The following is a 24,380-nucleotide window of genomic DNA, read 5'->3' as shown; positions in this document are numbered from 1 at the left end:
GTGTGGCGATTTTCGTATAAGCAGTCACAAAAAAACCGACTTGCGTCGGCTTATTTTTCTCTTTTCTGTAGACGTGAAAAGAGTGGTACCAGTGGGCGGACTTGAACCGCCACGCCCGAAGGCAACGGATTTTGAATCCGTCATGTCTACCAATTCCATCACACTGGCATTGTCGACGTGGGTCGATGTGCTTTGCATTATAGCGATGTGCGAATGACACTCAAGCTTTTTTTGGTGTGTAGCACACCTTTCGATTAATTGATGCGCAACTGGCGCCGAATTATTGCTGCCTACCGTGTATAAACTGCTATCAAAACTTACCCGCTGCCACTAGTTGGCTATTTCAAACTCTTTGCCAGTAAACTGCAGGCAAAAAATGAAAAAGCATAACAAATTGCTTACGTTATGATGAAAATGGTATTTATTGCTGACTGCGCTAAGTTTGTTTCAGACTGCTTTAAGTTGTGTCATTCTATGAGCGCCACTAAATGGAACGCGCTGTGAAAAAACATAAGCAAAAGAAACAACAGGTTAACGATAGCGAACCGCAGATAATGCCAAGGGCGACCTTCTTTCGCCGGTTGCTGGCAATGGTATATGACACGCTGGTCGCAACAGCGGTAGGAATGTGCGCGGCCATTGTGTTAATCGTTACATTGGTCATCTTGCTGAAAAATGGCATCCTTGACCTGCGGGGATACGCTGAACCAGCAGACCTGATCCAGGCTTCTTTGGGCTACAAATTGGTGATTCAATTGTGGGTTGGGGCGTGGATAGCCGGATTCTTCCTCTGGTTCTGGAAAAAAGGGGGGCAAACCCTGGGCATGCGCGCATGGCGACTGCGCATTTACTCAACCACCGACGCACCAATGACCTGGAGCAGGCTGGTCCTGCGGCTGATTTGTGCTTTAGGTGGTCTGGGTACCCTGCTGGTGCTTATTGATTTTAAAAATAAGCAGTCGTTGCAGGACAGGGTAGCCAACACGGAAGTGCTGCTGTTAACAAAAGAAGCCAACCACCATAAGAACTGGTAGCGGCTTCCTGTTTTATCTATTTACGCAGCAAAAATGCAGCAATCGCTGCGAACAGTAAACTGGGTAGCAGAGCACCCACAAACGGCGGAAAGCTATACACCAGACTCAGCGGCCCGAATACTTCATTGGTAATGAAAAAGCCAAAGCCTGTCAGCACACCCAGTATCACCCGTGCGCCCATTGTAACACTGCGCAGCGGGCCAAATATAAATGACAATGCGGTAAGCAGCATTACGCTGATAGAGACCGGCTGCAGAACTTTACGCCAGAAGGCCAGCTGATACCGGCTGCTATCCTGGTCGTTGTTATCCAGATACTGAATATAATCATCCAGGCCCTGAATGGATAGTGCTTCTGGTTTCACTGCCACGATACCCAGTTTGTCCGGGGTCAGGCTGGAGTCCCAGCGCTGCTTGTCCTGATGTTCCACGGAAACCTGTTTATCGGTAAATTGTGTCAGGGATACATCGCTGAGAAACCACACATTGTCTTCAAAGTAACCTTCATGTGCGAAGGTAATATCTTTAAGTTTGAGCGCATCATCAAAATTGTAGATAGTAATATCACGCAGTTGCTCGCGGGTAACGACCTGGCCAATACTGACAAAATGCTCGCCATCCTTCGCCCACACCAGCTGATCTGAAGAAAACAGCGAACCGCCTGAAATGGCCTCGGTGCGGACTTCTTTGGCTTTTGACTCGGCAAACGGTGTCACCCATTCACCCACTGCCATGACCACCAGAATCATTACCACGGCGGATTTCATCGCCGAACTGATAATGTTCCAGCGGCTTAAGCCAGATGCCTGCATCACCACCAGTTCGCTGTTGCTGGCCAGCACGCCCATGCCCACCAGACCACCGAGAAGCGTAGCCATGGGGAAAAAGAGCTCTAATTCCCTTGGTAAACTCAGAACAACATAAACAGCCGCAAGAATGACATCGTATTCGCCTTCACCCAGCTTACGAAGTTGCTCTACAAATTTAATCAGTGCACTTAAGCCGATAAGCACTGATAACGTGACAGAGATTGTGCCAACCAGCGTTCTGGCGATATACCAGTCGAGTATTTTAAACATCACTTCTTCCTCAACAGCCAGGCACGAAATTCAGTGCCGGTCTTTCTGTCACGGAATATCAGGCCAATACCGATAACCAGCATGATGCCATGCACCCACCAGAGCCCCAGCTGAATAGGCATCTTGCCATCGGCCAGTACCCGGCGGCTGGCCAGTAGCAACAGGAAGTATCCCAGATACAATAAAATGGCCGGAAACATTTTACCGAAGCGGCCCTGACGTGGATCAACCGCTGCCAGAGGCACCGCAATCAGGGTCAAAAAGGGAATCGACAGCGGTATAGCGAAACGCCATTGCAACTCGGCCCTGGCTTCAATAGAGTCATCGCCCCACAGTTCAGACGTTGGCAATACACTGACTTTTCGCCGCGGTTCCTCCGCTGGCTCATCAGCAATCTGAATCTGATACTGGTCAAACTCAACTTTTCGGTAATTCAGGGCTTTTTGTTCGCCCTCGTATTGCACACCGTCCTGCAATACCAGGCTTCGGGTACCATCGTCATTATTTTGAATATAACCTTCATCAGCATAAACCACCCGTACTTCGGAGGTTTCATCGTCAGGCTGATTCTGCGATAAAAAGACTCGATCTAATCGGTCATTCTGACCAATATCGTGAACAAAAATGACGGCTTTCTCATTGCCGGTTTGCTGGAAACGCCCCGGTATAAGCGCGGAAATACCCGCTTCATTTCTGGCCTTTTCCCGCAATAAATATTCACTTTCTGCCGCAGAGGGAGCCAGGTAGAGAGTAATAAAGCCGGTAATACACATAATAAACAGCGACAGAAACAGCATCACTCTGGCGATATACCATTCGCTGATCCCGCAGGCGCGCATAATGGTCATTTCGCTATCAACATAAAAACGGCCGTGAGCCAGCATTATCCCCAGATAGGCACTGATTGGCAGTACCAGTGAAGAAAGGATAGGGGCATACAGACCTAAGAATCCCAACACCAGTCCGGCCGGGATGTCACCATCAGACGCATCACCCAAAACGCGTACAAAGCGTAATGTGATGAAAATTGCCATTAGGATGAGGAATATCGCCAGCTGAGATTTCAGCGTTTCCTTAATCAGGTAGCGAAATATGAGCATGTCTGTCCTACTGGAATAATTGGATTTATAGTGAAAGAGCGCACAATTTTGAGTAAACTAACCGTTTTTACAAGTTTTACCTGTATTTGTGTTACCTGTTTGCGTGGATTTTGACCATAATTATGGTAACAAAGAAACCTCAGCCACTTTGCGCCATCGGTGATAACCCTGCAAGTTTGGCTAAGTATTAAAACATAAATACGGCGTAAATCGTTATGTGATTTTGTATTTGTGCAATCACATCATGAAGAAAAGCGAGGTGTCATCGTGGAGTTTAGTGTAAAAAGTGGTAGCCCTGAAAAACAACGTAGCGCATGTATCGTCGTCGGGGTGTTTGAGCCACGACGCCTGACAGCGGTAGCTGAGCAACTGGATGAAATCAGTGACGGCTATATCAGCAATTTGCTGCGCCGTGGCGACTTGGAAGGTAAAGCCGGCCAGATGTTGCTGTTGCACCATGTGCCTAATGTCCTTAGTGAACGAGTTCTATTGGTAGGCTGCGGTAAAGAGCGCGAACTGGACGAGCGTCAGTATAAGCAGATTATTGCCAAAACCATCAAAACGCTGAATGAAACCGGTTCAATGGAAGCGGTTTGCTTTTTAACCGAACTGCACGTCAAAGGGCGTGATACCTACTGGAAAGTCCGCCAGGCGGTAGAAGCAACGCAGGATTCTCTGTATACCTTTTTGCATCTTAAAACCAAAAAAGGCGAGCCGCGCAGACCGCTTCGTAAAATTGTTTTCAATGTACCTACACGTCGCGAACTGACAGTGGGTGAAAAGGCGGTTGAACATGGCCTGGCGATCAGTGCCGGGGCTAAAACGACGCGTGACGTCGCTAACATGCCACCCAATATCTGTAATCCTGCCTACTTGTGGGAGCAGGCGCAGAAGCTGGCAACAGACTATGACTCTGTGTCAGCAGAAGTGGTCGATGAAGCGCAAATGGCCGAGCTGGGCATGCAGGCGTATCTGGCTGTTGGCCGGGGCTCCGCCAACGAATCGATGATGAGTATCATCCATCATCGCGGTGGGCCGGCAGATCAATCTCCGATTGTTCTGGTGGGCAAAGGCTTAACCTTTGACTCAGGCGGTATATCCATCAAGCCCGGTGAGTCAATGGATGAAATGAAGTATGACATGGGTGGCGCAGCCGGTGTGCTGGGGACCATGCACACTATTGCAGAGATGAACCTGCCGCTTAATGTTATCGGTGTGCTGGCCGGGTGTGAAAACATGCCTGATGCCAATGCATATCGCCCCGGCGACATTCTGACCACCATGTCAGGCCAGACTGTTGAAGTGCTTAACACTGATGCCGAAGGGCGTCTGGTCTTGTGTGATGCACTGACCTATGTTGAGCGTTTTGAACCTGAACTGGTTATTGATATCGCCACGTTGACTGGTGCGTGTATTATCGCGCTGGGTCACCATGCTTCGGCGATTATGAGTCAGCACAATCCACTGGCGCACGAATTGTTAAACGCATCGGAGCAAAGCTCAGACCGTGCTTGGCGCCTGCCGCTGTGGGATGAGTATCAGGAATTGCTGGAAAGCCCGTTCGCAGATATGACAAACCTTGGCGGTCGTGCCGCAGGCTCTATTACCGCTGGCTGCTTCCTGTCACGATTCACGAAAAAATATACCTGGGCACACATGGATATTGCCGGTACTGCATGGCGCAGCGGCAAAAATAAAGGTGCCACAGGCCGACCCGTTCCGATGCTGACGCAGTTTCTTATGAATCGCGCTGGTATCAACGACGAGGACTAACGCGGCATGCCGCAGGTCACTTTTTATCAATTACCGGATGCTCAGCAGGCAGGTCAGGAAGTGGCCTGCTCGCTGATTGCTGATGCCTATGCATCCAAACAGCGCGTGGTCGTGCTTTGTCAGGACAAAGCACAGGCTGAAGCGCTGGATGATTTGCTCTGGCAGCTACCGGCCAAACGCTTTGTTCCCCATAATATGAGTGGCGAGGGGCCACCTTCCGGTACCCCTGTAGAAATTTGCTGGGCGCCGACGCAGATCAGTCGTCGGCACCTGCTGGTAAATTTAAGCAACGCGATGCCTGATGCCATCGGGCATTATCAGTACATTATCGACTTTGTACCCGGTGAAGAAGACGCCAAACAGGCGGCACGAGTCCGTTATAAGCAATTCCAGCAGGCTGGTTGTCAAATGAAATTCCAGTCTGCACAATCTTGAGAGTAAGTATGGATAAAACCTTCGAACCCAAATCCATTGAACAGCAATGTTATCAGTCGTGGGAATCTTCCGGCATGTTTAAAGCATCCGGAGAGGGCGAGCCTTATTGTATTTTGCTTCCGCCGCCGAATGTTACCGGTAGCCTGCACATGGGGCATGGTTTTCAGCAGACCATTATGGATGTGCTGACCCGCTATCACCGGATGAAAGGTGATAACACACTGTGGCAGGTGGGAACCGACCATGCTGGTATTGCTACACAAATGGTGGTGGAACGTCAGTTAAACGCTCAGGGCAAAACGCGCCACGATCTGGGCCGTGAAGAATTTGTAGAAAAAATCTGGGACTGGAAAGCGCAGAGCGGTGGCACAATTACCCAGCAGATGCGCCGTATGGGTACCTCCCCGGACTGGGACCGTGAAGTGTTTACCATGGACGACAACCTTTCTGAGGCTGTCACCGAAGTATTCGTTAAGCTGCATGAAGAGGGGCTTATTTACCGCGGCAAGCGCCTGGTAAACTGGGATCCGGTACTGCATACCGCTGTTTCAGACCTGGAAGTACTTAACGAAGAAGAAGCCGGTTTCATGTGGCATATGCGCTATCCGCTGGCTGATGGCAGTGGTGAGCTGGTGGTAGCCACAACGCGCCCTGAAACGATGTTGGGTGATACCGCGGTTGCCGTGCACCCTGAAGATGAGCGCTACGCTGATCTGGTCGGCAAAGAAATCAGGCTACCCATTACCGGACGACTGATTCCTATCATCGCAGATGATTATGTTGATCCTGAATTCGGTACGGGCTGCGTGAAAATTACACCCGCGCATGATTTCAACGATTATGAAATGGGTAAACGTCACGACTTGCCGATGATTAACGTCCTTACGCCGGATGCCAAAATCAACGATGAGGCACCGGAAGCGTATCGCGGAATGGACCGGTTTGATGCGCGTAAGCAAATCGTCTCCGATCTTGACGATGCCGGATTACTGGTAAAAATCGACGATCATAAGTTAAAAGTGCCACGGGGCGATCGCACAGGGGCGGTTATCGAACCGTTTTTGACCGATCAGTGGTATGTGGCGGTTGAGTCTCTGGCTAAGCCTGCTATTGATGCTGTTGAATCCGGTGAGATCCGTTTTGTCCCTGAAAACTGGAACAAAACTTATTACCAGTGGATGCACAATATTCAGGACTGGTGTATTTCACGTCAGTTGTGGTGGGGACACCGTATTCCTGCCTGGTACGATAATGAAGGTAATGTTTTTGTCGGGCGTGATGAAGCAGAAGTCCGTGCTAAGCATGGCCTGGATGACAGCGTGGCTCTGACGCAGGATGATGATGTGCTGGATACCTGGTTTTCTTCAGCGCTCTGGCCTTTCGCGACACTGGGATGGCCGAAGGAAACCCCGGAACTGGAAACCTTTTTGCCCTCGTCTGTGTTGGTGACAGGTTTTGACATCATCTTCTTCTGGGTGGCCAGAATGATCATGATGACGAAAAAATTTACCGGCAAGATACCGTTTAAAGACATTTATATCACAGGACTTATTCGTGATGAGAGCGGTGATAAAATGTCAAAATCAAAAGGGAACGTGCTTGATCCCATTGATTTGATTGACGGCATCGACTTAGAAGATCTGGTCAATAAGCGTACCTCTGGCATGATGCAGCCGCAACTGGCAGAGAAAATCGCGAAGCGCACCCGCCAGCAATTCCCTGACGGTATTCAGGCTTATGGCACCGATGCACTTCGCTTCACGTTTGCAGCGATGGCATCAACCAGCCGTGATATCAATTTTGACATGGGTCGTGTAGAAGGGTATCGCAACTTCTGTAATAAAATCTGGAACGCGTCACGCTTTGTGCTGATGAACACAGAAACAGAAGACACCGGGCGCGACGGTGGCGAAATGACGCTTAGCCTGGCTGATAACTGGATCCTCGCCAAGTTCCAGCAAACGCTTAAAGAGTTTGAACAGGCGCTGGCTGATTACCGTTTCGATATTGCGGCGCAAACTGCGTACGAGTTTACCTGGAATCAGTTCTGCGACTGGTATCTGGAGCTTACCAAGCCGGTGCTTAACAATGAAGCAAGTACCGACGCGCAAAAACGCGGAACACGCCATACGCTGATCAATATGCTTGAAAGCATGTTGCGTCTGTTGCACCCGTTTATGCCTTTTATCACAGAAGAAATCTGGCAGAAAGTTGCGCCATTGAGTGCGGTTAAAGGCGAAACACAAAGCATCATGGTTCAGCCTTTCCCGGTACAGGATACCGCATTACAGGATGAGCAGGTACTGGCAGATATTGAGTGGGTAAAACGCTTTATTGTCGGTATCCGTAATATCCGCGGCGAGATGGACATTTCTCCGAATAAGCCATTGCAAGCCAAGCTTCGCAATGTGTCTGACGAAGACAAGCGTCGAATTGACAGTGCGCGGGTGTTCATCGACAGACTAGCGCGCCTGGAGTCTATCGATATTCTGGCACAGGGCGAACAAGCGCCGCCGAGTGCAACAGCAATTGTCGGCGATATGGAAATTCTTATCCCGATGGCTGGCCTTATTGATAAGGATGCAGAGCTAACCCGATTGACCAAAGCCATTGATAAAACGGAAAAAGACTTATCACGCGTACAGGGCAAACTGGCGAATGAAAAGTTTGTCAGCAATGCACCTGATGCGGTTATTGAAAAAGAGCGCAGTAAATTAGATGAGGCTGAAAAACAGCTGTCTAAACTTAAAGAGCAATATCAAACGATAAGTGCGCTTTAAGTCATCAACGACTAAAAAAGCCCTGCAGATAGTCTCTGCAGGGCTTTTTTGTTAAGAGTCAGGGAATAAGTCAAAACGCGTAAGACGTCACAGCTAAGTCACCTTAGCGCCTGATAACGAGCCGTGTCAGTAACAGCGAGGTACGATTTACCGCTGGCCCGAAAACAAACGATATGATTGCAGCCGCCGGCCATGCCTTTAGCCATGCCTGCATCCAGCGCTGCAGGAATGCATCAACAAATCCCAGATTCAGATAAGTTACCCATGCTGACATCAGAAAACTAAGTACCAGGGACATCAAAAAAGAAAATATTATGCGCTGAGTCATGCCTGTCACAAACGGGTGAATACGAGTTGAGGTAGTGTAGCGAGCGCGCCAGTATGCGCCAACTGCTTTGCGAATAACGTGTTACATTGCAGGGTGACTGACAATGACGTTAGCGTAAAATCTCGCTTGATGCTAATTCACAAGGTAACTGGCAATGGCACTGGCCAGCACTTCGCGCTTGACCGGTTTGGTTATATAACTGCTCATTCCTGCTTCCAGTGCCTGATTTTTATCTTCCTGCATGGCGTTGGCGGACAACCCAATGATCGGAATCGTATCAAAGCTTTTTTTCGTAACAGGCGGGTGGCTTCATAACCATCCATAACCGGCATTTGCACATCCATAAGAACCAGATCGTATTGCGGCGAGTTTTCAAACTTAGTTACCGCCTGTTTACCATCTTCGGCAACATCGTAGCTCAGTCCCAGTGAGCTGAGCATTTCTCCGGTCACAACCTGATTGATCGCATTATCTTCGACTAACAAGATATGACCATCAATGGCCGGTGGCTCATCGCGCTGGGTTTCGTCGGGCGAGAGTGTGGTACTGATACCGGTAAGCTCGCCAATAAAGGCTTCTAACTGTATCGGCGTAAATGGATGGCAAAGCAAGCCGTGCGGCCAACAGAACATCATTTTTTCAATAAGCTTGCCGGGTAGCGTATTTACCACCAGACCGGTTTTTATACCGCGGTTAACGCATTCATCAAGTCGGGGTAGCAGCGCTTTGAAGGTGCTGAAATCCTCAATATCCACCACCATACAGGGCGGAGCGCCAATATCTTCAGACAGCGCTTCTAGAGGGCGGGGCTGACTTTTTACACGAAGAAGCTGACGGTATTCGTCAGGGAGCAGCGCGTGATTGGTGTAATACATACTACCGGTTGGCAAGGCGGGTGTGTGTGAAAGAATCCCGGGGAGCGGTTGTTCAACGGGCTTAAGGGGAATGGCAGCATTAAAGACCGAACCACATCCCGGCGTAGAGCTGACGGCAAGCTCGCCACCCATTAAATCAATAAGCTGTCTGACAATAGCCAGTCCCAGTCCGGATCCGCCATATTTTCGGTTGGTCGCTTCATCAGCCTGCGAGAACGGTGAAAATACGCGTTTTAACTGCTCGTCGCTCATGCCGATACCGGTATCTTTCACTTCAATATTCAGAGTGAAATGTTCGCTTTTGGGATGAAATTCGCCGTCGAAGCGAATGACGACCTCGCCCTGTTCGGTAAACTTGATAGCATTACTACAAAGGTTCATCAGAACTTGTGAAATACGTAATGCATCCCCGACAGCCTGAGAAGGTAAACCAGGAGAGACAATCAGGCGAATACTGAGATTTTTTTCCTGTGCTTTGAGCGTGACGACGGAAAGCAGGTTGTTAAACAGCGAGTGCATAGAAAAGCTGGTTTCTTCTAATTCCAGTTTGCCCGCTTCTATCTTTGAAAAATCAAGCACATCATTTATAACGCTCATCAGTACTTGACTGGAATAGGCCGCTTTATCAAGATACCTTTTAAGCACGGATGACATAGGTTGTTGCTGCGCCAGTTCAATAAGCCCGACAATACCGTTGAGGGGCGTTCGCAACTCATGGCTCATATTTGCCAGAAAAATACTCTTGGATGCCGTCGCGCGCTCTGCTTTTTCTTTTGAGGCGGCAAGCTCGTCATTAAGTGCCCGCTGACGTTTGTTGAGATCGCGGGCCTCATCAAGCAGGGCACGGGTTTGCTGGTTTTTGTTATTAAACACCTGGGCGGCATTTGCAAGCTGGCCAATCTCATCTTCTCGTTTGAGACCGGGAATTTCACTGATATTTTCATCCCGTGCAAGCCGGCGAAAAACGTCGGTCAGTGTTTTGACCGGACTTAGGATACGGTAAATCGTGTAGCCTGCAGCCGCGATTGCAAGCAGAATGGCCAGAAAGGAAGCAATATTGAGACTCTGCTGAGCCTGCAACGCCTGCTCTTGCGTGGTTGAGCTAATGGTCGCGTACTGGTTATTCACCTGCTTGACCAACTCGTTACTTAAATACAGAAACTCATTTGCCGAACCGGCCATCACGACATTTACCAGAAACAGGTTGCCCTGAATCAGCTGTGTCAGTGTCAGGAAGCGCGCGCGGGTGTCGTCCAGTGCGTCCAGCAGCGGCGATGCATCCTCGGATGCAGCCTGCTCAACCATATTTCTGGCTTTTGAAATAGCAGTGATAAAAGCCTGACGGTGGATACTATCTGGCTGAAGCCGGTATTCTAAGGCAGCACTGCGTGCCTGACTGAGCTGGAGCCTTATTGCGTTTTCCTGCGCGCCGGACAACGAGGCAGGAATCAGGCGACTGTCTTCAAACTGATTGAAAAGTGATGCGGTGCTTAATGTATCATCACGTCGGGCCCGGGCATCGACGACATCTTTAAAATTATTTTGATACGCCTGGAGATGATGCCGCATACTGTTAAGCATCTCTCTGGTTTGCTGCATGGGCAGTCTGGCCAGCCGGGAGGATTCCAGATTCTCCAGTTTTTGTTCAATCGCCTGCATCAACCGTTCGAAGCGGCTGACCGCTGAATCACTGGCCGTCTCTCGGAAAATCAGTACATTTCGCTGCAAGTCGAGAATGTCACGCTGCAATGCACGGACCTGGCCGATATCAGTGATGGCCTGACCCGATGCACTGACACCTTCAAATAATACTGCCTGGTTGGCCCGAGCGATGACCCCCTGGAGCAACAGCAGGATAACCAACGCTGCCAGAACCAAAATGATTTGAGCGCGGATGGATGAGAGTGAGAAAAGCGAAGTATGGATTTTCATGAGGTGAGGAATTCATACCATTTTTGCAGGCTATACTCGTACGTTGGCATAACAGTATTCCACACAGCAACATTGCTGAATCTGTCTGTGTAACTGCCGCCTGTGCGCTGCTGACCCTGTTTCACGCTTATGCGCCCATCTGTACCTTTAAGGTCGATAGCCGCTGGCTTGCCCCGATACCAGTAGTCCCATTCCGCGTCGCTCAGGTAATTGGCAGATCGCTCAGGGTTGCTGATGTAATAACCCTGGCGCGCGATAAATGCACCAGGCCAGCCAGACAGCCACCAGTTCATATATTCGTAAGCTGCATCTTTCTGGCGCCCTGCTGTGGCAGAGGATAAACACATTACCCCATGCCAACCGCGGTAACCTTCCTTTGGTGCTGCAAAGGTGACCGGCACATTGCTGGCATTCAATGCAGAGACTGCCGGTGAAAACATGCTTTCCACCACACATCGTTCGTTTTGCATAAATTGAACAGATTCTGGAACGGACGTCCAGAATCCGGCAAAATGCCCCAGCTGTTTTAATTCGATAAGCATACCAAACAGCTCATCCAGTTCCTGCTTGGTGATGGCACCGATATCATTAAAACGCATTAGCCCTTTGGCCTGTGCCGCCAGCGCCAAATCGAACAGGCCGATGGTCGGGTCGTTGACGATAGCCACTTTACCAGACACGCGGGAATCCAGCAGCCAGCCCCAGCTTTCCTGTTCCTGCATTAATCCGGTATCAATCAGACTGCGATTATAGCCAAAAGAGTCGACATTGTGGACATAAGGTAAAAAGCTGATTTGTCCTGTGGGCTCACTGCCCAGTGTACCGTTTTGCTGGACATTAATAATTTTATAGGGGGCGTCACCAGCCCCGAGACTGGCGTGGGGTTGCAGGCGACCGGTTTTAGTCAGCGCATTGATCTCATCCCAGTATGTCAGCCGGTTTACCTCTATTGGCGCTATGGCCTTGGCTTGCCACAGTACGTTGATACTGTTCGACCACTGCTCATAAAGATCGAAGCTTTGCGGATTCATCGAAGCCTTTTGTAAGACTGCAGCAGAACCTCCAGGTGAGAAATGCAGACGGATGCCGAGATCTTCCATCGCACGCTGGCGCAGTGCCTCCTGCAACGTAACATGTGTGCCCATGACTCTGACAAGTGGCTTCTCGCGACCAATTGCAAACGGCGCGATCCCTGCAGTAAAGGTGGAGGCCAGCGCACCCTTCAGAAATTTTCGACGGCCAGATGATAAAGTGGCGTTATCCATTTATTTTTTACGCAAACTCTTGGCATCCATACATTTATTCTGCCTTATATTTGGTAAATAAACCAAATATATCCGCTTACTTATACTAAAGCTTAAGTCTGGTACATCTTCTGATTATCGCAACTAGTAGCAAAAATAATCCGACCACCCCGATACTTCCGCCATGTCGCGAGGAATCATGATGCGCGTCATGATAAGGCTGATCATTTGAACGACTTTCCAGACTGACTAAAGCCAGATCAGCATCATCAAACGCGTCATGAATGGCAACGCGTTCATCATTATGAGCATCATATAATTCAATGCGGATGTCGTAGTCATAGGGCATAAAGCCGCTTACCAGTTCAATATCCAGGGTCAGATAGTCATCACTGTTTTCGCCGAAAATGGTGAAAACAGACGTCACATAGACTGACTTATATTCCACAGCATCACCCAGATAGATAACCGCATAGAGCTCATGCGCCTGGAAAAATGTGTCAGCGTCAAACGATAGTGAAAATGACGAATAGTAGCCATCGTAGTCTTCATCGGTATTTAATGTCAGCCAGCTGTCGTAAATCCAGAAATCCTGATTCACCACTGAATTATGCTGATCTACTTTTTGAGAAGCAAAAGCCGACGTTGAGCGAGCCGGTCCCGGTTTATGTTTTTTAGTATCAGGCGGCAGATTCTGTGACTGGCTGACTGTTACCATCACCGGCTCGGTGGTCTGCGTCTGTGATGCAGCAAAAGTCGGCATGCTTAATAGTGGCAGCAGAAAAAGCATCGTGCGTTTCATAATGTTGCTCTTCATTTTCAATCAGGGTTACAGGATGAATCACAGAAAATGAACAAAAGCTGAAGCGAAAGTGAACTAACAAGAAGAACTGATTTAACTGTAACCGCCCAGAGAGACTGTTTTTCAAAAAACAAGGCAGCAGTAACAGGTATCAATAGAAATAACGGTGGCCCGTTTTGGCGGGAGACGGAGCTTCCCGGGCACGAACCTGAGATGACGGTGCATTTTCGTTACATTAATAAAAGGGCATCACACGGTAGGGTTACGGGTTTACTTTGCATAAGGGGGGATGATCGGAATTAAAAAAAGGCCGCAAATGCAGCCTTTGTTATTACTCGTCAAAATCTTCATCCGAAAATGCATCGGATTCTTCGCCCCGGGGCATGAAATACGTGCCCCAGCCGTCGTACACTACATCGTGTTTATCGGCGATTTGAAGCAGGGCCTCCACATCTTTATCCAGAAACTCCCGTTGTAGTTTTCTTTCCACAATGGCGTCGAAGCAAAACGCTGTGCTGCCATCATCGAGATAAACCTCTTCGGCATCAGACACTTCAAAGCCAGCTTTAAACGCGTCGACCGCCGCTTTTTCAAGCTGGTCAAAGTCCTGGCCGGCAAAATGGTGCTCGATAGAGTAGTCGGCGTCGGCCTGACTACCATCTTCCAACAGGGCATCCACTGTTTCCTGATTGAAAGCGTGCCATTCAGCTAACTCATCAATTTGTTTCATAGTTCAAGCTCTCAGCTACGTATTTGTGGCGAGTTTACCGCTTTTTATCCAGCTCAGCGACTTCAGTATCCAGTTCTTGCTTTCTTTTTTCCATCGCAGTGCGAAAGTATTCCGCCCATTCTCTGACACTTTTGCTCTGATCCACAGAAATGGGGCCGGAAATGTCTATCAACACCGTGCCGTTATTCCAACGATTCCACTTCACCTTGTTGTGGAGTTCGCTCGCTGTGACCATAACCACTGGCTCGTTAACAGCCTGAGCCAGTCTGAATGCACCCGATTTAAACGGCAGCATGCCACGACCATAACTGCGCGTTCCTTCAGGAAAAACCCATACGGAGGTACGACGCTCTCTGATTTTTTTGCCCGCTAACATTAACGTATCGCGCGCTTTACCGGTATTTTTCCGATCAATCATAATATTGCCGGACAACCAGTAAATCTGACCAAAAATCGGGATCCATTTGAGACTCTTTTTACCCACAGTGACGACACCGGGCATTGCTGCTTTACAGATTGTAATAATGTCAAAGCTGTTTTGATGGTTTGCAATATACACATATGGCGTGTCGATGCGGTGTGACGCATCAATGCGCATTTTCAGCTTTAGACCTACGATGGGCGCCATCAGTGCATAAGCACTACCGGCAAAATGCACATTGTTGCGATTAAATGGTCTTAGTATACAAACGGCGAAAACCACTAAATTGATAAGAACGAAGGCAAGAAACAGCAAAAAAATTCTTAAAATTGCGAGCACTTAGGATCCTGTAAAAGCATTTGCGGCGCAGTATAAATTATTCGCCGCCAGATAGATGTCCGATCAGTATATTATCCTAAATTTAATCTAAAGAACTAAAGCGCATCGGGGTTCAAACCGATAGCCTATTATGCGAATTCGCGCTTTTTCATGTATGTGGTACTGATTTGATGCAAACTTTTGTTCCCGAAGACCTTGAAGACGATATCCTCACCGATTTAATGGAGGAAATTAACGAATTGTACGAAGCCAGTGAGCAAACACTGATTGAGCTTGAGCTGCGCCCCCAGGATAACGAGTTGCAGCGCGCGCTATTCCGGTCCATTCATACCATTAAAGGTGACCTGGGACTGGTAAACTTCACGCCGATGATTCCGCTACTCCAGCATGTTGAAGATCTTCTCGATTTTCTCAGAAAAGGCCAGGTGCAGTACACCAGTACGATGAGCGATCTGGTGCTGTTAACCATGGATCGCGTTAAAGTGTTCGTGCAGGATGTGATGAATCAGGGGAAAACGCAGTACGATGAGGATTTACATCATAAGCTGGTGTTGGCCGTGTCACGCATTAGACCGGATAATCAGGCGGATCATGAGCGTTTATTACACGAGGCGGTACTGCTACTAAACCCTGCACTTGACGCGCTGATTGGCAGTGATGCACAGCATCGTGCTGAATTTTTGCCGGAAGGGCAGGCATTGCCAGCCACGCTTTCCAATACCGGTATTCCCAAAGCAATGAGCGCTGAGCGTCAGATGGACATGTTGTTCTTTCGTGAGCTGATGAAAACCATCGAACATCGTTCAAACTACTGGGCAGGAAGAGGCGACCGTATTGCCAAGCTGGCGCTTTATATTAATCACAAGGCAGGCAGCCCGATTGACGATGATCAGCTTGCTGTGGCCTGTTATGTTCACGACTTTGGTATGGCTTTTATGCCATTACACCTGTTGAATAAGACAGAGCCGCTAAGTGATAACGAATTTAATCTGATGCGGTCTCATGTGTATAAAAGCTCACGCCTTTTGGAGCATCTCGAGCAGTGGGACCACGCCCGCAAGATTGTGATGCAGCATCACGAACGCCCTGATGGCAGTGGCTACCCATTAGGCCTGAAAGATGCTGATATTTGTGATGGTGCTAAGCTACTGGCAATTCTGGATACCTACGATGCCATGACCCACTCCCGGGCCCATAATAAATCCTCACGCATTCCGAAAAAGCAGGCAGTAATAGAAATGAACCGGCAAGTAAAAGGCCAGTTCAGCCCGGAATGGATGCGTCATTTTAATGCCGTCATGACTGCATTGCTGACTAAACAAGGTGCTTAGATGTGCGCTTTAGCTAACAGCAATGCTGCCTGCTCTATCACCTGACGGGCAATGACATTATCGCGCTGGTTGTGTCGGGTCAGTGCGAAAAACTGCTCCTGCAGCGCATCGGCCTGGCCAATCCATTTCACCTGATACTGTTGCTCAACATGCCGGGCGATACAGGAGGGCGCGCAGAATACGCCAAAGCCTTCTGCGCCAAATAGTTTAAGTAGTGCACTGTCATCAAATTCTGCGATCTGCTGGGGAAATATCTGACGATCTTCAAGCCATGCACTCAGCCCGTAAGCAATACCAGAGCGTACGCCCGGCATCAGCATGGGTGTATGGCTTAACGATTCGGGGAAGCCGGCTTTCAGGGTATCCGCGATATCAGGGCTGGCAAAAAAGCTGACCGCGCTGGTCCCCAGTGACTGACTGACGGCGCTTACTGCAGCGCCGGGCGCTACTCCCCGGTCGGCCAGAACAATATCAATCCGGTTAACAGCCATTTCGCTGAGCAGGTCATCAAATAAACCTTCTTTAAATACAAAGCGTACCTTAGGATTAGATAGCATTGTCTGGTGCATGAAGTCATAAGCAAGCACTTTGGGTATGGCATCGGTCAGGCCAACGGTATAGTGACTGACCGCATGCTCAGTGCCTGCATTAAGCATCTCTGCCAGCTGGTTTCCTTTTTTAAAAATGTCCTGTGCATGCTGATATACCTGTTTACCCAGCGCATTAAGCTGTAACCGCTTGCCGGATCGATCAAACAAACGTTGACCGCACTGTGACTCAAAGGTACTCAGCAATCCGCTGACTGTCTGCGGCGTAACATGCATGGCTTTGGCTGCACTGGCGATACTGCCAAGTTTTGCCGTCATGTAAAAATAATAAAGGTGGCGATAATTGAGCTGCAGCATAGCTAAGGTTTTTTCGATGTTATATCTCGATATTATCAGTTTTACGCTGATGATAAAGATCGCTACACTCTGTTTTCACTTTTTATCTGCGATGACGTAATGGCTAAACACATAGCGCTTAAATCTGTTAGAAAAAAACTGTTTGCTCTGTTAAAGCCAGACCGGCAATTTTTCACGGCTGCCATTGTCTACGGCGTGGCCATTGGTCTGCTCACACTGGCAGTCCCCCTGGCGGTTCAAACGCTGATCAACAGCGTGGTGAATACTGCCTCCGTGCAGGCTGTCGTCACGTTAGGTGTGGTGTTATTCATTATCTTGCTCATATCCGGTATTTTCAGTGCGCTTCGCATGCGGGTTATGGAGTTTTATGAGCGGAAAGTCTATTCGCGCCTGACATCACAGCTAAGTCTGAAAACCATCTTTGCCCCGCATCGCTTTTTTGAAGGCAGACGAAACGTGGCCATCACCCAGCGTTATTTCGACATAATGACGCTACAAAAAAATATCCCATCACTGATGATTGACGGCTTTGCGCTGGTGTTACAGATGCTGGTGGGATTCACACTGGTAAGTTTTTATCACCCGGCATTCTTTGCATTTAACCTCTTTATTTTGTTGATTATGCTAGGGATCTGGAAGTTGTGGGGCAAGGGCGCGAAGCGCTCTGCGGTGCAGTTATCGCAGGCCAAGTATGATTCAGCAAAATGGCTTAACGACATTGCGTCTGCCCACGAGTTTTTCAAATCAAGCCGTCACTTGGATTATGCATCGAACAATACTCAAAAGCATATTGAGGGCTATCTGAGCGCTCACCGACAGCATTTCCGGTTCACCTTTACCCAGGCCGTTATGTTTTTACTGCTTTACGCTGCAGCCAGTGCGTTGTTATTGGGTATCGGTGGATACCTGGTGGTGAACGGGCAGTTGTCACTGGGACAACTGGTCGCCGCAGAACTTATTATGTCGGCTGTATTCATCGGTATCTCTCGGTTCTCAATTTATCTGAAGCTTTATTATGAGCTTTACGGGGCGGCAGAAAAACTCAGTGGCGCGCTGGAAATGCCACAGGAAGACATGGATCAGACGCAGCAGGCCGTGCCGGCATCCTCGGCCGTGCGATTTGACCAGATAGGCCTGCAACATAACCACATTGCCTACTCACTATCCTGGTCAGTCTCTCCGGGACAAAAATGCTATGTGATGACCACACACGGATGGATGCAAAAGCAACTGCTCAGTTTTATCAAACGCCATGAAAAGCCGTTGCACGGCGTTATCTTTCTGGGCGAAAAAGCGTTACAGGATTACGATATCTTCGAGCTTCGCCAGAGCATTACAACCCTGGACAGGGCGCTTATGGTTGAGTGCACAGTCAAAGAGTATTTCCGCATGGCAGCCCCCGATGCTGGTAGTGGCGACATCTACTCGGCACTGCGCGAAACCGGGTTGTATGACACCATCGAAGGCCTTCCACAGGGACTGGATACCACCTTATCCGTCATGGGGAGCCCCCTGCAGCCCATTGAGTTGCTCTTGCTGAAGCTGGCAGCCACACTGTTATCTAAACCGCGCATTGTTCTGATAAATCAACACTTTGATGCGATACCCGCGGCAACCCGAACCCGGTTGCTGAAAGTCATTGAGGGGCTGGATGCCACGGTGCTGTATTTCACCAATGCGCCAGACTCCCGTTATTTTGATCGGACCGTTACCCTTGAGGAGATTGCGGACAGGGTGCGGTCACCAGGAAGCGGAGCTGAACATGCATCATAATGAGTCACGCTATCTTGAAAAAATATCGGCCCTGAGAAATGATTATTTGCCCAGTGCTTATCGCATCCTTTGCTGGGTCGTACTGGTCCTGGTGTTGGTTTGTGCATCCATTCTGTGGTTTACGCCATGGATCCAGACAGCTTACGGAACAGGTTATGTGGACTCTCTGGATCCGTCTGAGCGCACACAGGCTATCTCCGCGCTGGTGTCGGGACAAATTAAACAGTGGCATGTGAAAGAAGGGATGCCGGTGGAAAAAGGCCAGCCAATTGTCACGTTGATAGATGTTGATGAGGAGCTGGTTACCAAACTTCAGGGGCAATTGGATGCCGCTCAGGCCGTGCATGCTGCAAACCAAAGCGCGGTCGCCAACGCCCGCAACAACCTGACACGACAACAGGCATTGCTTGAAGCGGGGGTGGCGTCAACCAAAACTGTGGAGGCGGCACAGATAAAATTGCAGGAGCTTATCGCAAAAGCAGCCAAGTCCCAGTCGGATATCAACAAAGCCAGTGTTGCGCTGTCGCGTCAGCGCACTCAGACCAAAGTCGCCCCTTCTGACGGTGTCATTGTACATCTTAAGTCCGGCGGACCATCTACCTATGTCAAAGCCGGTGAGGTGCTGGGCGAGTTTATTCCTCAGGTGGTGCGTCGCACGGTGCGGGTGATGGTCAGCGGTATGGATGCTCCACTTATTGAAAAGGGTAGAAAAGCGCGACTTCAGTTTGAGGGGTGGCCGGTGTTTCAGTTTAGTGGCTGGCCTGATGCCGCCATTGGTACCTTTGGCGGCGAAGTCATTTACGTTGAGCCGGTTGCGGATAATACCGGTAACTTCACCGTTTGGATTGCTCCGGATCCGGACGGCACGCCCTGGCCGCAAGAGCAGGTCGTGCGTTACGGCAGCCGGGTGAAAGCGTGGATTTTACTTGAAGAGGTACGACTGGGTTACGAGCTGTGGCGTCAGCTGAATAATTTCCCGCCAAAACCGGTGGTGGCTAAAGACAGCACGCAGGGCGGTGGCAAATGAGGACGCTGGTGATGTGTCTTTGCTTGTCACTGTTCAGCGGTGTTGCTCATGCCTCATCACTCACCCTGACGCAACTTCTTGAGCATGTGATGGTGTCACACCCATATCTGCAGGTTCTGGAGCAGCAGGGACGCCAGCAACAGTATGCACTGGAGAATGCCGATGCCGCTTTTGACCCGTATATCGCGCAAAGCGCGGATAGCCGCTTGTCCGGTTATTACTCAGGCGATGTAGCGACCAGTGAATTTGCGCAGCCATTACGGGATATGAACGGTGAAATTTATACCCGATACCGTATTGCCGATGGCGATTTTCCTGTGTATGACGGCCAGTACGATACGCTGTCAGCAGGGGAAGCGTCTATTGGAGTCAAGCTGTCCTTGCTGAAAGGGCGCGACACCGATAAACGACGCACGGCACTACGCAATGCGCGGCTTGATATTGAACGCTGGGAAACCGATTATCTGTTGGGAGTCAATAAGCTACTTTACTCTGCCAGTATGACGTTTTTGGATTGGTATGAAAGCTATCTGAAAATTGAGCGGCTGGAAGAGCTGCGCAGAACCCTGGAAAAGCAGGAGGCCGCACTGGCAAAGAAAGTCGAGCAGGGGGATGAAGCCAGGGTCACTTTACAGGCTTTTGAGGCAAACTTACTCGAGATTGATCTGCTTCATGCGGCAGAGCAGCAAAAGTTGCAGTCATCAACCACCAAGCTGTATTACTACGTGCCGCCTCAGTGGATAGCGCGCTTTAAACCGGCGCTGGCAAACGACAGCTGGCCATTTCAGGTAAATCCTACCCGCCTTACCGATTTAAAAGGTCAGCTGTCGCGTCATCCGCTTGCCAATGATCTCTCGCTGGCGCTTGAGCAACAAAGAAATAAACAGCGACTGGCCAGCAATAACTTGTTGCCTAAACTGGATGTGAAAGCGGAACTGGCCAGAGACATGGGTACCGGCCCTGATTCACTGGCGCAGACAGATACAAAAGTTGGCCTGAGCTTTTCTTATCCGCTTGGCAACCGTCAGGCCAGAGCCAAAGAAGCCAGTGCGCAGGCCAAGTACAAAGAGCTGGAATTCAAATTGCTGGATACAGAACAAAAGTTGAATCAGCAATTTGAAACCGCCGTCGCGCAGTGGCAGCAAAGCACGAAGCTCAGCACGCTGAATGCGCAGGCGGCCACGCTGGCCGATCGGCTACAGGCAGTAGAAAAAACACGTTTTGATGCGGGGGATACGGATATATTCGTACTTAATGCCCGTCAAATCGCATTTATAAAAGCACAGCTAAAGTTGATTGCTGCAAAAATTGATGAGCGCCGGGCACAGCTTTCTCTTTATTATGCGGTGGGCGCACTTCCGGTTTCTGTGGCTACACAGGCAAATTAATCAGACTGGTGATGGGCCGAAGGGCTAAAGTTCAGCAAGCAGCCGTTGAAGAAGTCCGCTAACTGGTGCGCTTCAAACAAGTCGCCGGTGCCGGGCTGATCAGGCGCAAGTCCCGGAAATGCACCGTAACCTGCCAGCAGACAGTGCCAGGAGGTCGCGCCGAAATGCGTTGCCTGTGACTTATCACTCAGAAAGCGGGCAAGATCCTCGCGCCGGTACCAGGTATCAAGAATTTGCAGCAGGTTTTCTGAAAGGTGCCTGTTATTGCGGTTGTCCCGCCAGTAGTCACTATCGTTACGGGTATTTAGTTTATAATGGGCAACGATATAGTCTCGCACGTTGCTGAAGTGTTCAGCGATTTTCAGGTTAAACGCCACCTGGTGCTGTGAGGTAAAATGCCCACTGATGTAGGCATCGCAGAAAAATCGGATGGATAGCTGAATCAGATGCAATGCGGTAGCTTCCAGCGGTTCAATAAATCCCTGAGAAAGGCCAAGCGCCAGACAATTCCGATGCCAGTGCTGCTCTACCTGACCAACTTTCATCGATAAAAAGCGAGCAGGCGTGTCGTTGTCCAGCATTCCCAGATGCGAGCGCAGTTCGGTTTCAGCCTGATCATCGTTAATATACTGACTGCTATACACATAACCATTCCCGGTTCGGTTCTGCAGCGGAATGGACCATGCCCAGCCGGCGCTAAGTGCCGTTGCCTGCGTTTCTACCGGCGCGCTCGTATCGGCTGGCGTTGGCAGCACAACTGCACGGTCATTGAAAAGGTTTTCGCTAAATGACGAAAATCGCACACCGAGCGCTTTTTGTAGCAGCAAGCTGTTAAAGCCTGTGCAATCGACAAACAGTTCGGCCTCAATCTGATTGCCTTGCGTATCGGTAACCGCGCGAATATCCCCGTTGGGGTGTAATGCCACATCCTGAATGTCACACACAGTATGCTGTACACCCAGCGACAGGGCATGCTCTTTTAAAAATTCGCCGAGCAAACCGGCATCAAAATGGTACCCGTACTCCATACGGAACGGGAAGTTAGCCGGTGTTAGCGGGCTTCGCTTATGCTCGGCCAGATAGCTGTTAAACAGAAACGCATCCGGGCGGGTGGTGACATCCAATCCCAGCCGGCGGGTTTGTGAGTTGACGTAAAATGCACGCTCACTGAAGGTATCAAGCTGCGAGATAAACGGATGGCGATAGCTCGAATTACCCGATGCAGGGCTCCAGCCGTTGAACTGAATGGCCACTTTATAGGTTGCCTGACAGCGCGGCATCCACTGCGAGTCCTCGATCTCCAGGTCACGAAAAAATTGTTTCAGTGACGGCGTTGAGCCTTCGCCAACGCCTACTGTGGGTACCTTATCCGACTCAACCAGCGTGACGGTGACCGGGTGCTTACTGAAGTGGTGGGCGATCAGATTCGCCGCCATCCAGCCAGCGGTACCACCTCCTACAATGACGATGCGATGCGGCTGGCTCATTGTATCTGGGTAAACCTGGCTAAAAAGTCATCATGGGAGAGCATCTGGCCGAGTGGTTTTTGCTTGGCCTCATAAATCTTATTCATGATATCAAGTATTGCCTGATCGCTGTGAACATCGGCTGAAGGATGATAGTCCTGTGGCATAATGCCTTGTCCCATCATGACCTGCACCCAGGACGCATCGCGGAAAATGTCATTTTGTTCATTAAAAATAGTGGCGGTGTCGCGAAAAGCATTTATCTTTTGCTCAAGGCGAACCGGTAGCGATAAGCGCTGCATATCCTGCCAGAAGTCAGAATCATCCCGTTCGTTCAGATAGTAGTGAAGAATGATGAAATCACGGATGGTTTCAAACTCGTCTTTGGACTCTGTGTTGTACAGCGCTTCCATCGAGGGGGTTACCGCACCATTAGGGAACATTTTCAGCAGCCTGACTATGCCTGACTGAATCAGGTGAATACTGGTGGACTCGAGCGGCTCCAGAAAGCCGCTTGAAAGACCAATACCCACAACATTTTTATGCCACTGCTTGTGCGCACGTCCGGTTTTAAAGCTGATTTTTCTGGGCTCATCCAATGCATCGGTGTCGAGGTTACCCATTAGCATATTGGTCGCTTTTTCATCATCCATGTACGATGAACTGTAAACAAGACCATTGCCGTTGCGATGAGTAAGAGGGATCCGCCATTGCCAGCCGACTTCGCGCGCGATGCTGCGTGTGTAGGGGGCCGTTTGCGCATGAGGCTGTGAGGGCACGGCCAGGGCAGAGTCTGCGGCCAGCCAGTGCGACCAGTCCTCATATTCAACGCCTAACGCTTTTTGCAGCAACAGCGCCCGCATCCCGGTGCAATCAATAAAAAAGTCACCGTTTATCTGGCGTCCGTCGGTTAACTGCAGCGCTTTTACAAAGCCGGATTCATTATCAACCGCCACATGTTCGATGGTCCCTTCGGTACGCTTAACGCCAGCCTGTTCGGCCAGACGGCGCAGAAACTGGCCATATAACGTGGAGTCAAAATGGTACGCATAGCCCATGGTGTAAACAGGGTTTTCAGTCTGAATTTTATTGAACTTACCGGCTTTACAGCTAAGGTAGTTTAAATCGAAGTCCCATAATGATTTTTCAAGCCCTGCTTTTTTCGCCCGCAGCCAATAATGCTGAAAGCCACAAAAGCCTAGCGTAGCGCCCGGCGCGCCGAAGGTGTGAAAGTAGCTCTCGCCCTGTTTACGCCAGTTTTCAAACGCAATTGCCAGCTTTATTGTACCGTTGGTTTCTCTTAAAAATGCTTTTTCATCCAGACCGAGAAACTGGTTGAATGTCTGAATGGGAGGGATAGTGGCTTCACCAACGCCGATAGTACCGATGTCTTTTGATTCAATCAGCTCTATATCGACCTGTGCCTGAAGGACTTTTTTCAGCAAAGCCGCCGCCATCCATCCTGCTGTACCGCCGCCGGCGATAATGACTTTGCGAACGGATTGTTGCATGGGCTAATCCTTATAGTTCAAACAATTTACTAAAAGGCTGACTCTAGTGAAAAAATACATAAAAGCAACAGATTAATGAAGCGGCCCTGCCAGAGCAAAGCCGCTTCA

General features: G+C 49.6%; 20 protein-coding genes and 1 tRNA gene. 8 read left to right on the top strand and 13 right to left on the bottom strand.

What is annotated here, in order from left to right:
- Positions 1-83: 83 nt before the first annotated feature.
- Positions 84-168: transfer RNA gene (locus HHX48_RS10805), tRNA-Leu, on the bottom strand.
- 386 nt (positions 169-554) lie between these two features.
- On the opposite strand from HHX48_RS10805, the gene HHX48_RS10800 reads away from it, so the two are divergent.
- Positions 555-1,034, top strand: a complete 480-nt coding sequence (locus HHX48_RS10800) for an RDD family protein (RefSeq protein WP_223858303.1) — start codon at positions 555-557, stop codon at positions 1,032-1,034.
- Positions 1,035-1,050: 16 nt separating this feature from the next.
- Here HHX48_RS10800 and lptG read toward each other — a convergent pair whose 3' ends face one another.
- Complete coding sequence (lptG, locus tag HHX48_RS10795; protein WP_191024991.1) at positions 1,051-2,112, bottom strand: LPS export ABC transporter permease LptG; 1,062 nt, start codon at positions 2,110-2,112, stop codon at positions 1,051-1,053.
- A complete protein-coding gene (lptF, locus tag HHX48_RS10790; RefSeq protein WP_191024989.1) occupies positions 2,112-3,212 on the bottom strand; it encodes an LPS export ABC transporter permease LptF in 1,101 nt (366 codons plus the stop codon). The genes lptG and lptF overlap by 1 nt, the downstream gene beginning before the upstream one ends.
- A 267-nt stretch (positions 3,213-3,479) precedes the next feature.
- Between lptF and pepA the strand changes: the two genes are divergently transcribed.
- The 3 genes from pepA to HHX48_RS10775 are packed head-to-tail and all read left to right on the top strand — an operon-like array spanning position 3,480 to position 8,200.
- Positions 3,480-4,985, top strand: a complete 1,506-nt coding sequence (gene pepA, locus HHX48_RS10785) for a leucyl aminopeptidase (RefSeq protein ID WP_191024987.1) — start codon at positions 3,480-3,482, stop codon at positions 4,983-4,985.
- Between the two features lie 6 nt (positions 4,986-4,991).
- On the top strand, positions 4,992-5,420 hold the full coding sequence (locus tag HHX48_RS10780; protein ID WP_191024985.1) for a DNA polymerase III subunit chi: 429 nt from the start codon (positions 4,992-4,994) through the stop codon (positions 5,418-5,420).
- Positions 5,421-5,428: 8 nt separating this feature from the next.
- Entirely contained in the window at positions 5,429-8,200 is a 2,772-nt protein-coding gene (locus HHX48_RS10775) for a valine--tRNA ligase (RefSeq protein WP_191024983.1), read from the top strand.
- A gap of 103 nt (positions 8,201-8,303) precedes the next feature.
- Here HHX48_RS10775 and HHX48_RS10770 read toward each other — a convergent pair whose 3' ends face one another.
- From HHX48_RS10770 to HHX48_RS10745, 7 genes are all read right to left on the bottom strand, one after another.
- Positions 8,304-8,498 (bottom strand): DUF2798 domain-containing protein, encoded by a 195-nt coding sequence (locus HHX48_RS10770; RefSeq protein WP_223858302.1) that lies wholly within the window; start codon positions 8,496-8,498, stop codon positions 8,304-8,306.
- Between the two features lie 162 nt (positions 8,499-8,660).
- Positions 8,661-8,771, bottom strand: coding sequence for a response regulator (locus HHX48_RS18955; protein WP_263406939.1), 111 nt, complete (start codon positions 8,769-8,771; stop codon positions 8,661-8,663).
- Positions 8,732-11,335, bottom strand: a complete 2,604-nt coding sequence (locus tag HHX48_RS10765) for a hybrid sensor histidine kinase/response regulator (protein WP_263406938.1) — start codon at positions 11,333-11,335, stop codon at positions 8,732-8,734. Before HHX48_RS10765 ends, HHX48_RS18955 begins: the two co-directional genes overlap by 40 nt.
- Positions 11,332-12,600, bottom strand: coding sequence for an ABC transporter substrate-binding protein (locus HHX48_RS10760; protein WP_191024980.1), 1,269 nt, complete (start codon positions 12,598-12,600; stop codon positions 11,332-11,334). The genes HHX48_RS10765 and HHX48_RS10760 overlap by 4 nt, the downstream gene beginning before the upstream one ends.
- 85 nt (positions 12,601-12,685) lie before the next feature.
- The gene (locus HHX48_RS10755; protein WP_191024978.1) at positions 12,686-13,381 is read right to left on the bottom strand and encodes a choice-of-anchor H family protein; all 696 of its coding nucleotides are present in this window, start codon (positions 13,379-13,381) and stop codon (positions 12,686-12,688) included.
- 331 nt (positions 13,382-13,712) lie between these two features.
- Positions 13,713-14,111, bottom strand: coding sequence for a ribonuclease E inhibitor RraB (gene rraB, locus HHX48_RS10750; protein WP_191024976.1), 399 nt, complete (start codon positions 14,109-14,111; stop codon positions 13,713-13,715).
- Positions 14,112-14,145: 34 nt separating this feature from the next.
- Positions 14,146-14,871: a 1-acylglycerol-3-phosphate O-acyltransferase gene (locus HHX48_RS10745; protein WP_191024975.1), complete on the bottom strand. Its 726-nt coding sequence runs from the start codon at positions 14,869-14,871 to the stop codon at positions 14,146-14,148.
- A 170-nt stretch (positions 14,872-15,041) separates the two neighbouring features.
- On the opposite strand from HHX48_RS10745, the gene HHX48_RS10740 reads away from it, so the two are divergent.
- Positions 15,042-16,202, top strand: a complete 1,161-nt coding sequence (locus HHX48_RS10740) for an HD domain-containing phosphohydrolase (RefSeq protein WP_191024973.1) — start codon at positions 15,042-15,044, stop codon at positions 16,200-16,202.
- Here HHX48_RS10740 and HHX48_RS10735 read toward each other — a convergent pair.
- Positions 16,199-17,107: a LysR family transcriptional regulator gene (locus HHX48_RS10735; RefSeq protein ID WP_191024971.1), complete on the bottom strand. Its 909-nt coding sequence runs from the start codon at positions 17,105-17,107 to the stop codon at positions 16,199-16,201. The two genes, HHX48_RS10740 and HHX48_RS10735, sit on opposite strands and share 4 nt — an antisense overlap.
- A 99-nt stretch (positions 17,108-17,206) precedes the next feature.
- Here HHX48_RS10735 and HHX48_RS10730 point away from each other — a divergent pair, with 99 nt between their 5' ends.
- Genes HHX48_RS10730 through HHX48_RS10720 form a run of 3 tightly spaced genes read left to right on the top strand, consistent with a single transcriptional unit; the run spans position 17,207 to position 21,295 of the window.
- Positions 17,207-18,880 (top strand): ABC transporter transmembrane domain-containing protein, encoded by a 1,674-nt coding sequence (locus tag HHX48_RS10730; RefSeq protein WP_191024969.1) that lies wholly within the window; start codon positions 17,207-17,209, stop codon positions 18,878-18,880.
- Positions 18,870-19,907, top strand: coding sequence for an efflux RND transporter periplasmic adaptor subunit (locus HHX48_RS10725; protein WP_191024967.1), 1,038 nt, complete (start codon positions 18,870-18,872; stop codon positions 19,905-19,907). The genes HHX48_RS10730 and HHX48_RS10725 overlap by 11 nt, the downstream gene beginning before the upstream one ends.
- Positions 19,904-21,295 carry a TolC family protein gene (locus HHX48_RS10720; protein WP_191024965.1) on the top strand — a complete coding sequence of 464 codons (1,392 nt, stop codon included), beginning with the start codon at positions 19,904-19,906 and terminating at the stop codon, positions 21,293-21,295. Before HHX48_RS10725 ends, HHX48_RS10720 begins: the two co-directional genes overlap by 4 nt.
- Here HHX48_RS10720 and HHX48_RS10715 read toward each other — a convergent pair.
- Together HHX48_RS10715 and HHX48_RS10710 are read right to left on the bottom strand one after the other, a co-directional pair.
- The gene (locus tag HHX48_RS10715; protein WP_191024964.1) at positions 21,292-22,782 is read right to left on the bottom strand and encodes a tryptophan halogenase family protein; all 1,491 of its coding nucleotides are present in this window, start codon (positions 22,780-22,782) and stop codon (positions 21,292-21,294) included. The genes HHX48_RS10720 and HHX48_RS10715 overlap by 4 nt on opposite strands.
- Entirely contained in the window at positions 22,779-24,272 is a 1,494-nt protein-coding gene (locus tag HHX48_RS10710) for a tryptophan halogenase family protein (protein WP_191024962.1), read from the bottom strand. Before HHX48_RS10710 ends, HHX48_RS10715 begins: the two co-directional genes overlap by 4 nt.
- Positions 24,273-24,380: the final 108 nt, after the last annotated feature.

The organism is Salinimonas profundi (assembly GCF_014750655.1).
GTDB classification, from domain to species: Bacteria; Pseudomonadota; Gammaproteobacteria; order Enterobacterales; family Alteromonadaceae; genus Alteromonas; species Alteromonas profundi_A.
Note: the sequence above shows the minus strand (reverse complement) of the source record. Positions and strands in the feature narration are given on the sequence as shown.

Excerpts from the sequence above, each read along its gene's own strand:
- HHX48_RS10800 (WP_223858303.1), top strand. The coding sequence starts at position 555 with ATGCCAAGGGCGACCTTCTTTCGCCGGTTGCTGGCAATGGTATATGAC.
- lptG (WP_191024991.1), bottom strand. The coding sequence starts at position 2,112 with ATGTTTAAAATACTCGACTGGTATATCGCCAGAACGCTGGTTGGCACA.
- lptF (WP_191024989.1), bottom strand. The coding sequence starts at position 3,212 with ATGCTCATATTTCGCTACCTGATTAAGGAAACGCTGAAATCTCAGCTG.
- HHX48_RS10780 (WP_191024985.1), top strand. The coding sequence starts at position 4,992 with ATGCCGCAGGTCACTTTTTATCAATTACCGGATGCTCAGCAGGCAGGT.
- HHX48_RS10775 (WP_191024983.1), top strand. The coding sequence starts at position 5,429 with ATGGATAAAACCTTCGAACCCAAATCCATTGAACAGCAATGTTATCAG.
- HHX48_RS10770 (WP_223858302.1), bottom strand. The coding sequence starts at position 8,498 with ATGTCCCTGGTACTTAGTTTTCTGATGTCAGCATGGGTAACTTATCTG.
- HHX48_RS18955 (WP_263406939.1), bottom strand. The coding sequence starts at position 8,771 with ATGCAGGAAGATAAAAATCAGGCACTGGAAGCAGGAATGAGCAGTTAT.
- HHX48_RS10765 (WP_263406938.1), bottom strand. The coding sequence starts at position 11,335 with ATGAAAATCCATACTTCGCTTTTCTCACTCTCATCCATCCGCGCTCAA.
- HHX48_RS10760 (WP_191024980.1), bottom strand. The coding sequence starts at position 12,600 with ATGGATAACGCCACTTTATCATCTGGCCGTCGAAAATTTCTGAAGGGT.
- HHX48_RS10755 (WP_191024978.1), bottom strand. The coding sequence starts at position 13,381 with ATGAAACGCACGATGCTTTTTCTGCTGCCACTATTAAGCATGCCGACT.
- rraB (WP_191024976.1), bottom strand. The coding sequence starts at position 14,111 with ATGAAACAAATTGATGAGTTAGCTGAATGGCACGCTTTCAATCAGGAA.
- HHX48_RS10740 (WP_191024973.1), top strand. The coding sequence starts at position 15,042 with ATGCAAACTTTTGTTCCCGAAGACCTTGAAGACGATATCCTCACCGAT.
- HHX48_RS10735 (WP_191024971.1), bottom strand. The coding sequence starts at position 17,107 with ATGCTGCAGCTCAATTATCGCCACCTTTATTATTTTTACATGACGGCA.
- HHX48_RS10730 (WP_191024969.1), top strand. The coding sequence starts at position 17,207 with ATGGCTAAACACATAGCGCTTAAATCTGTTAGAAAAAAACTGTTTGCT.
- HHX48_RS10725 (WP_191024967.1), top strand. The coding sequence starts at position 18,870 with ATGCATCATAATGAGTCACGCTATCTTGAAAAAATATCGGCCCTGAGA.
- HHX48_RS10720 (WP_191024965.1), top strand. The coding sequence starts at position 19,904 with ATGAGGACGCTGGTGATGTGTCTTTGCTTGTCACTGTTCAGCGGTGTT.
- HHX48_RS10715 (WP_191024964.1), bottom strand. The coding sequence starts at position 22,782 with ATGAGCCAGCCGCATCGCATCGTCATTGTAGGAGGTGGTACCGCTGGC.
- HHX48_RS10710 (WP_191024962.1), bottom strand. The coding sequence starts at position 24,272 with ATGCAACAATCCGTTCGCAAAGTCATTATCGCCGGCGGCGGTACAGCA.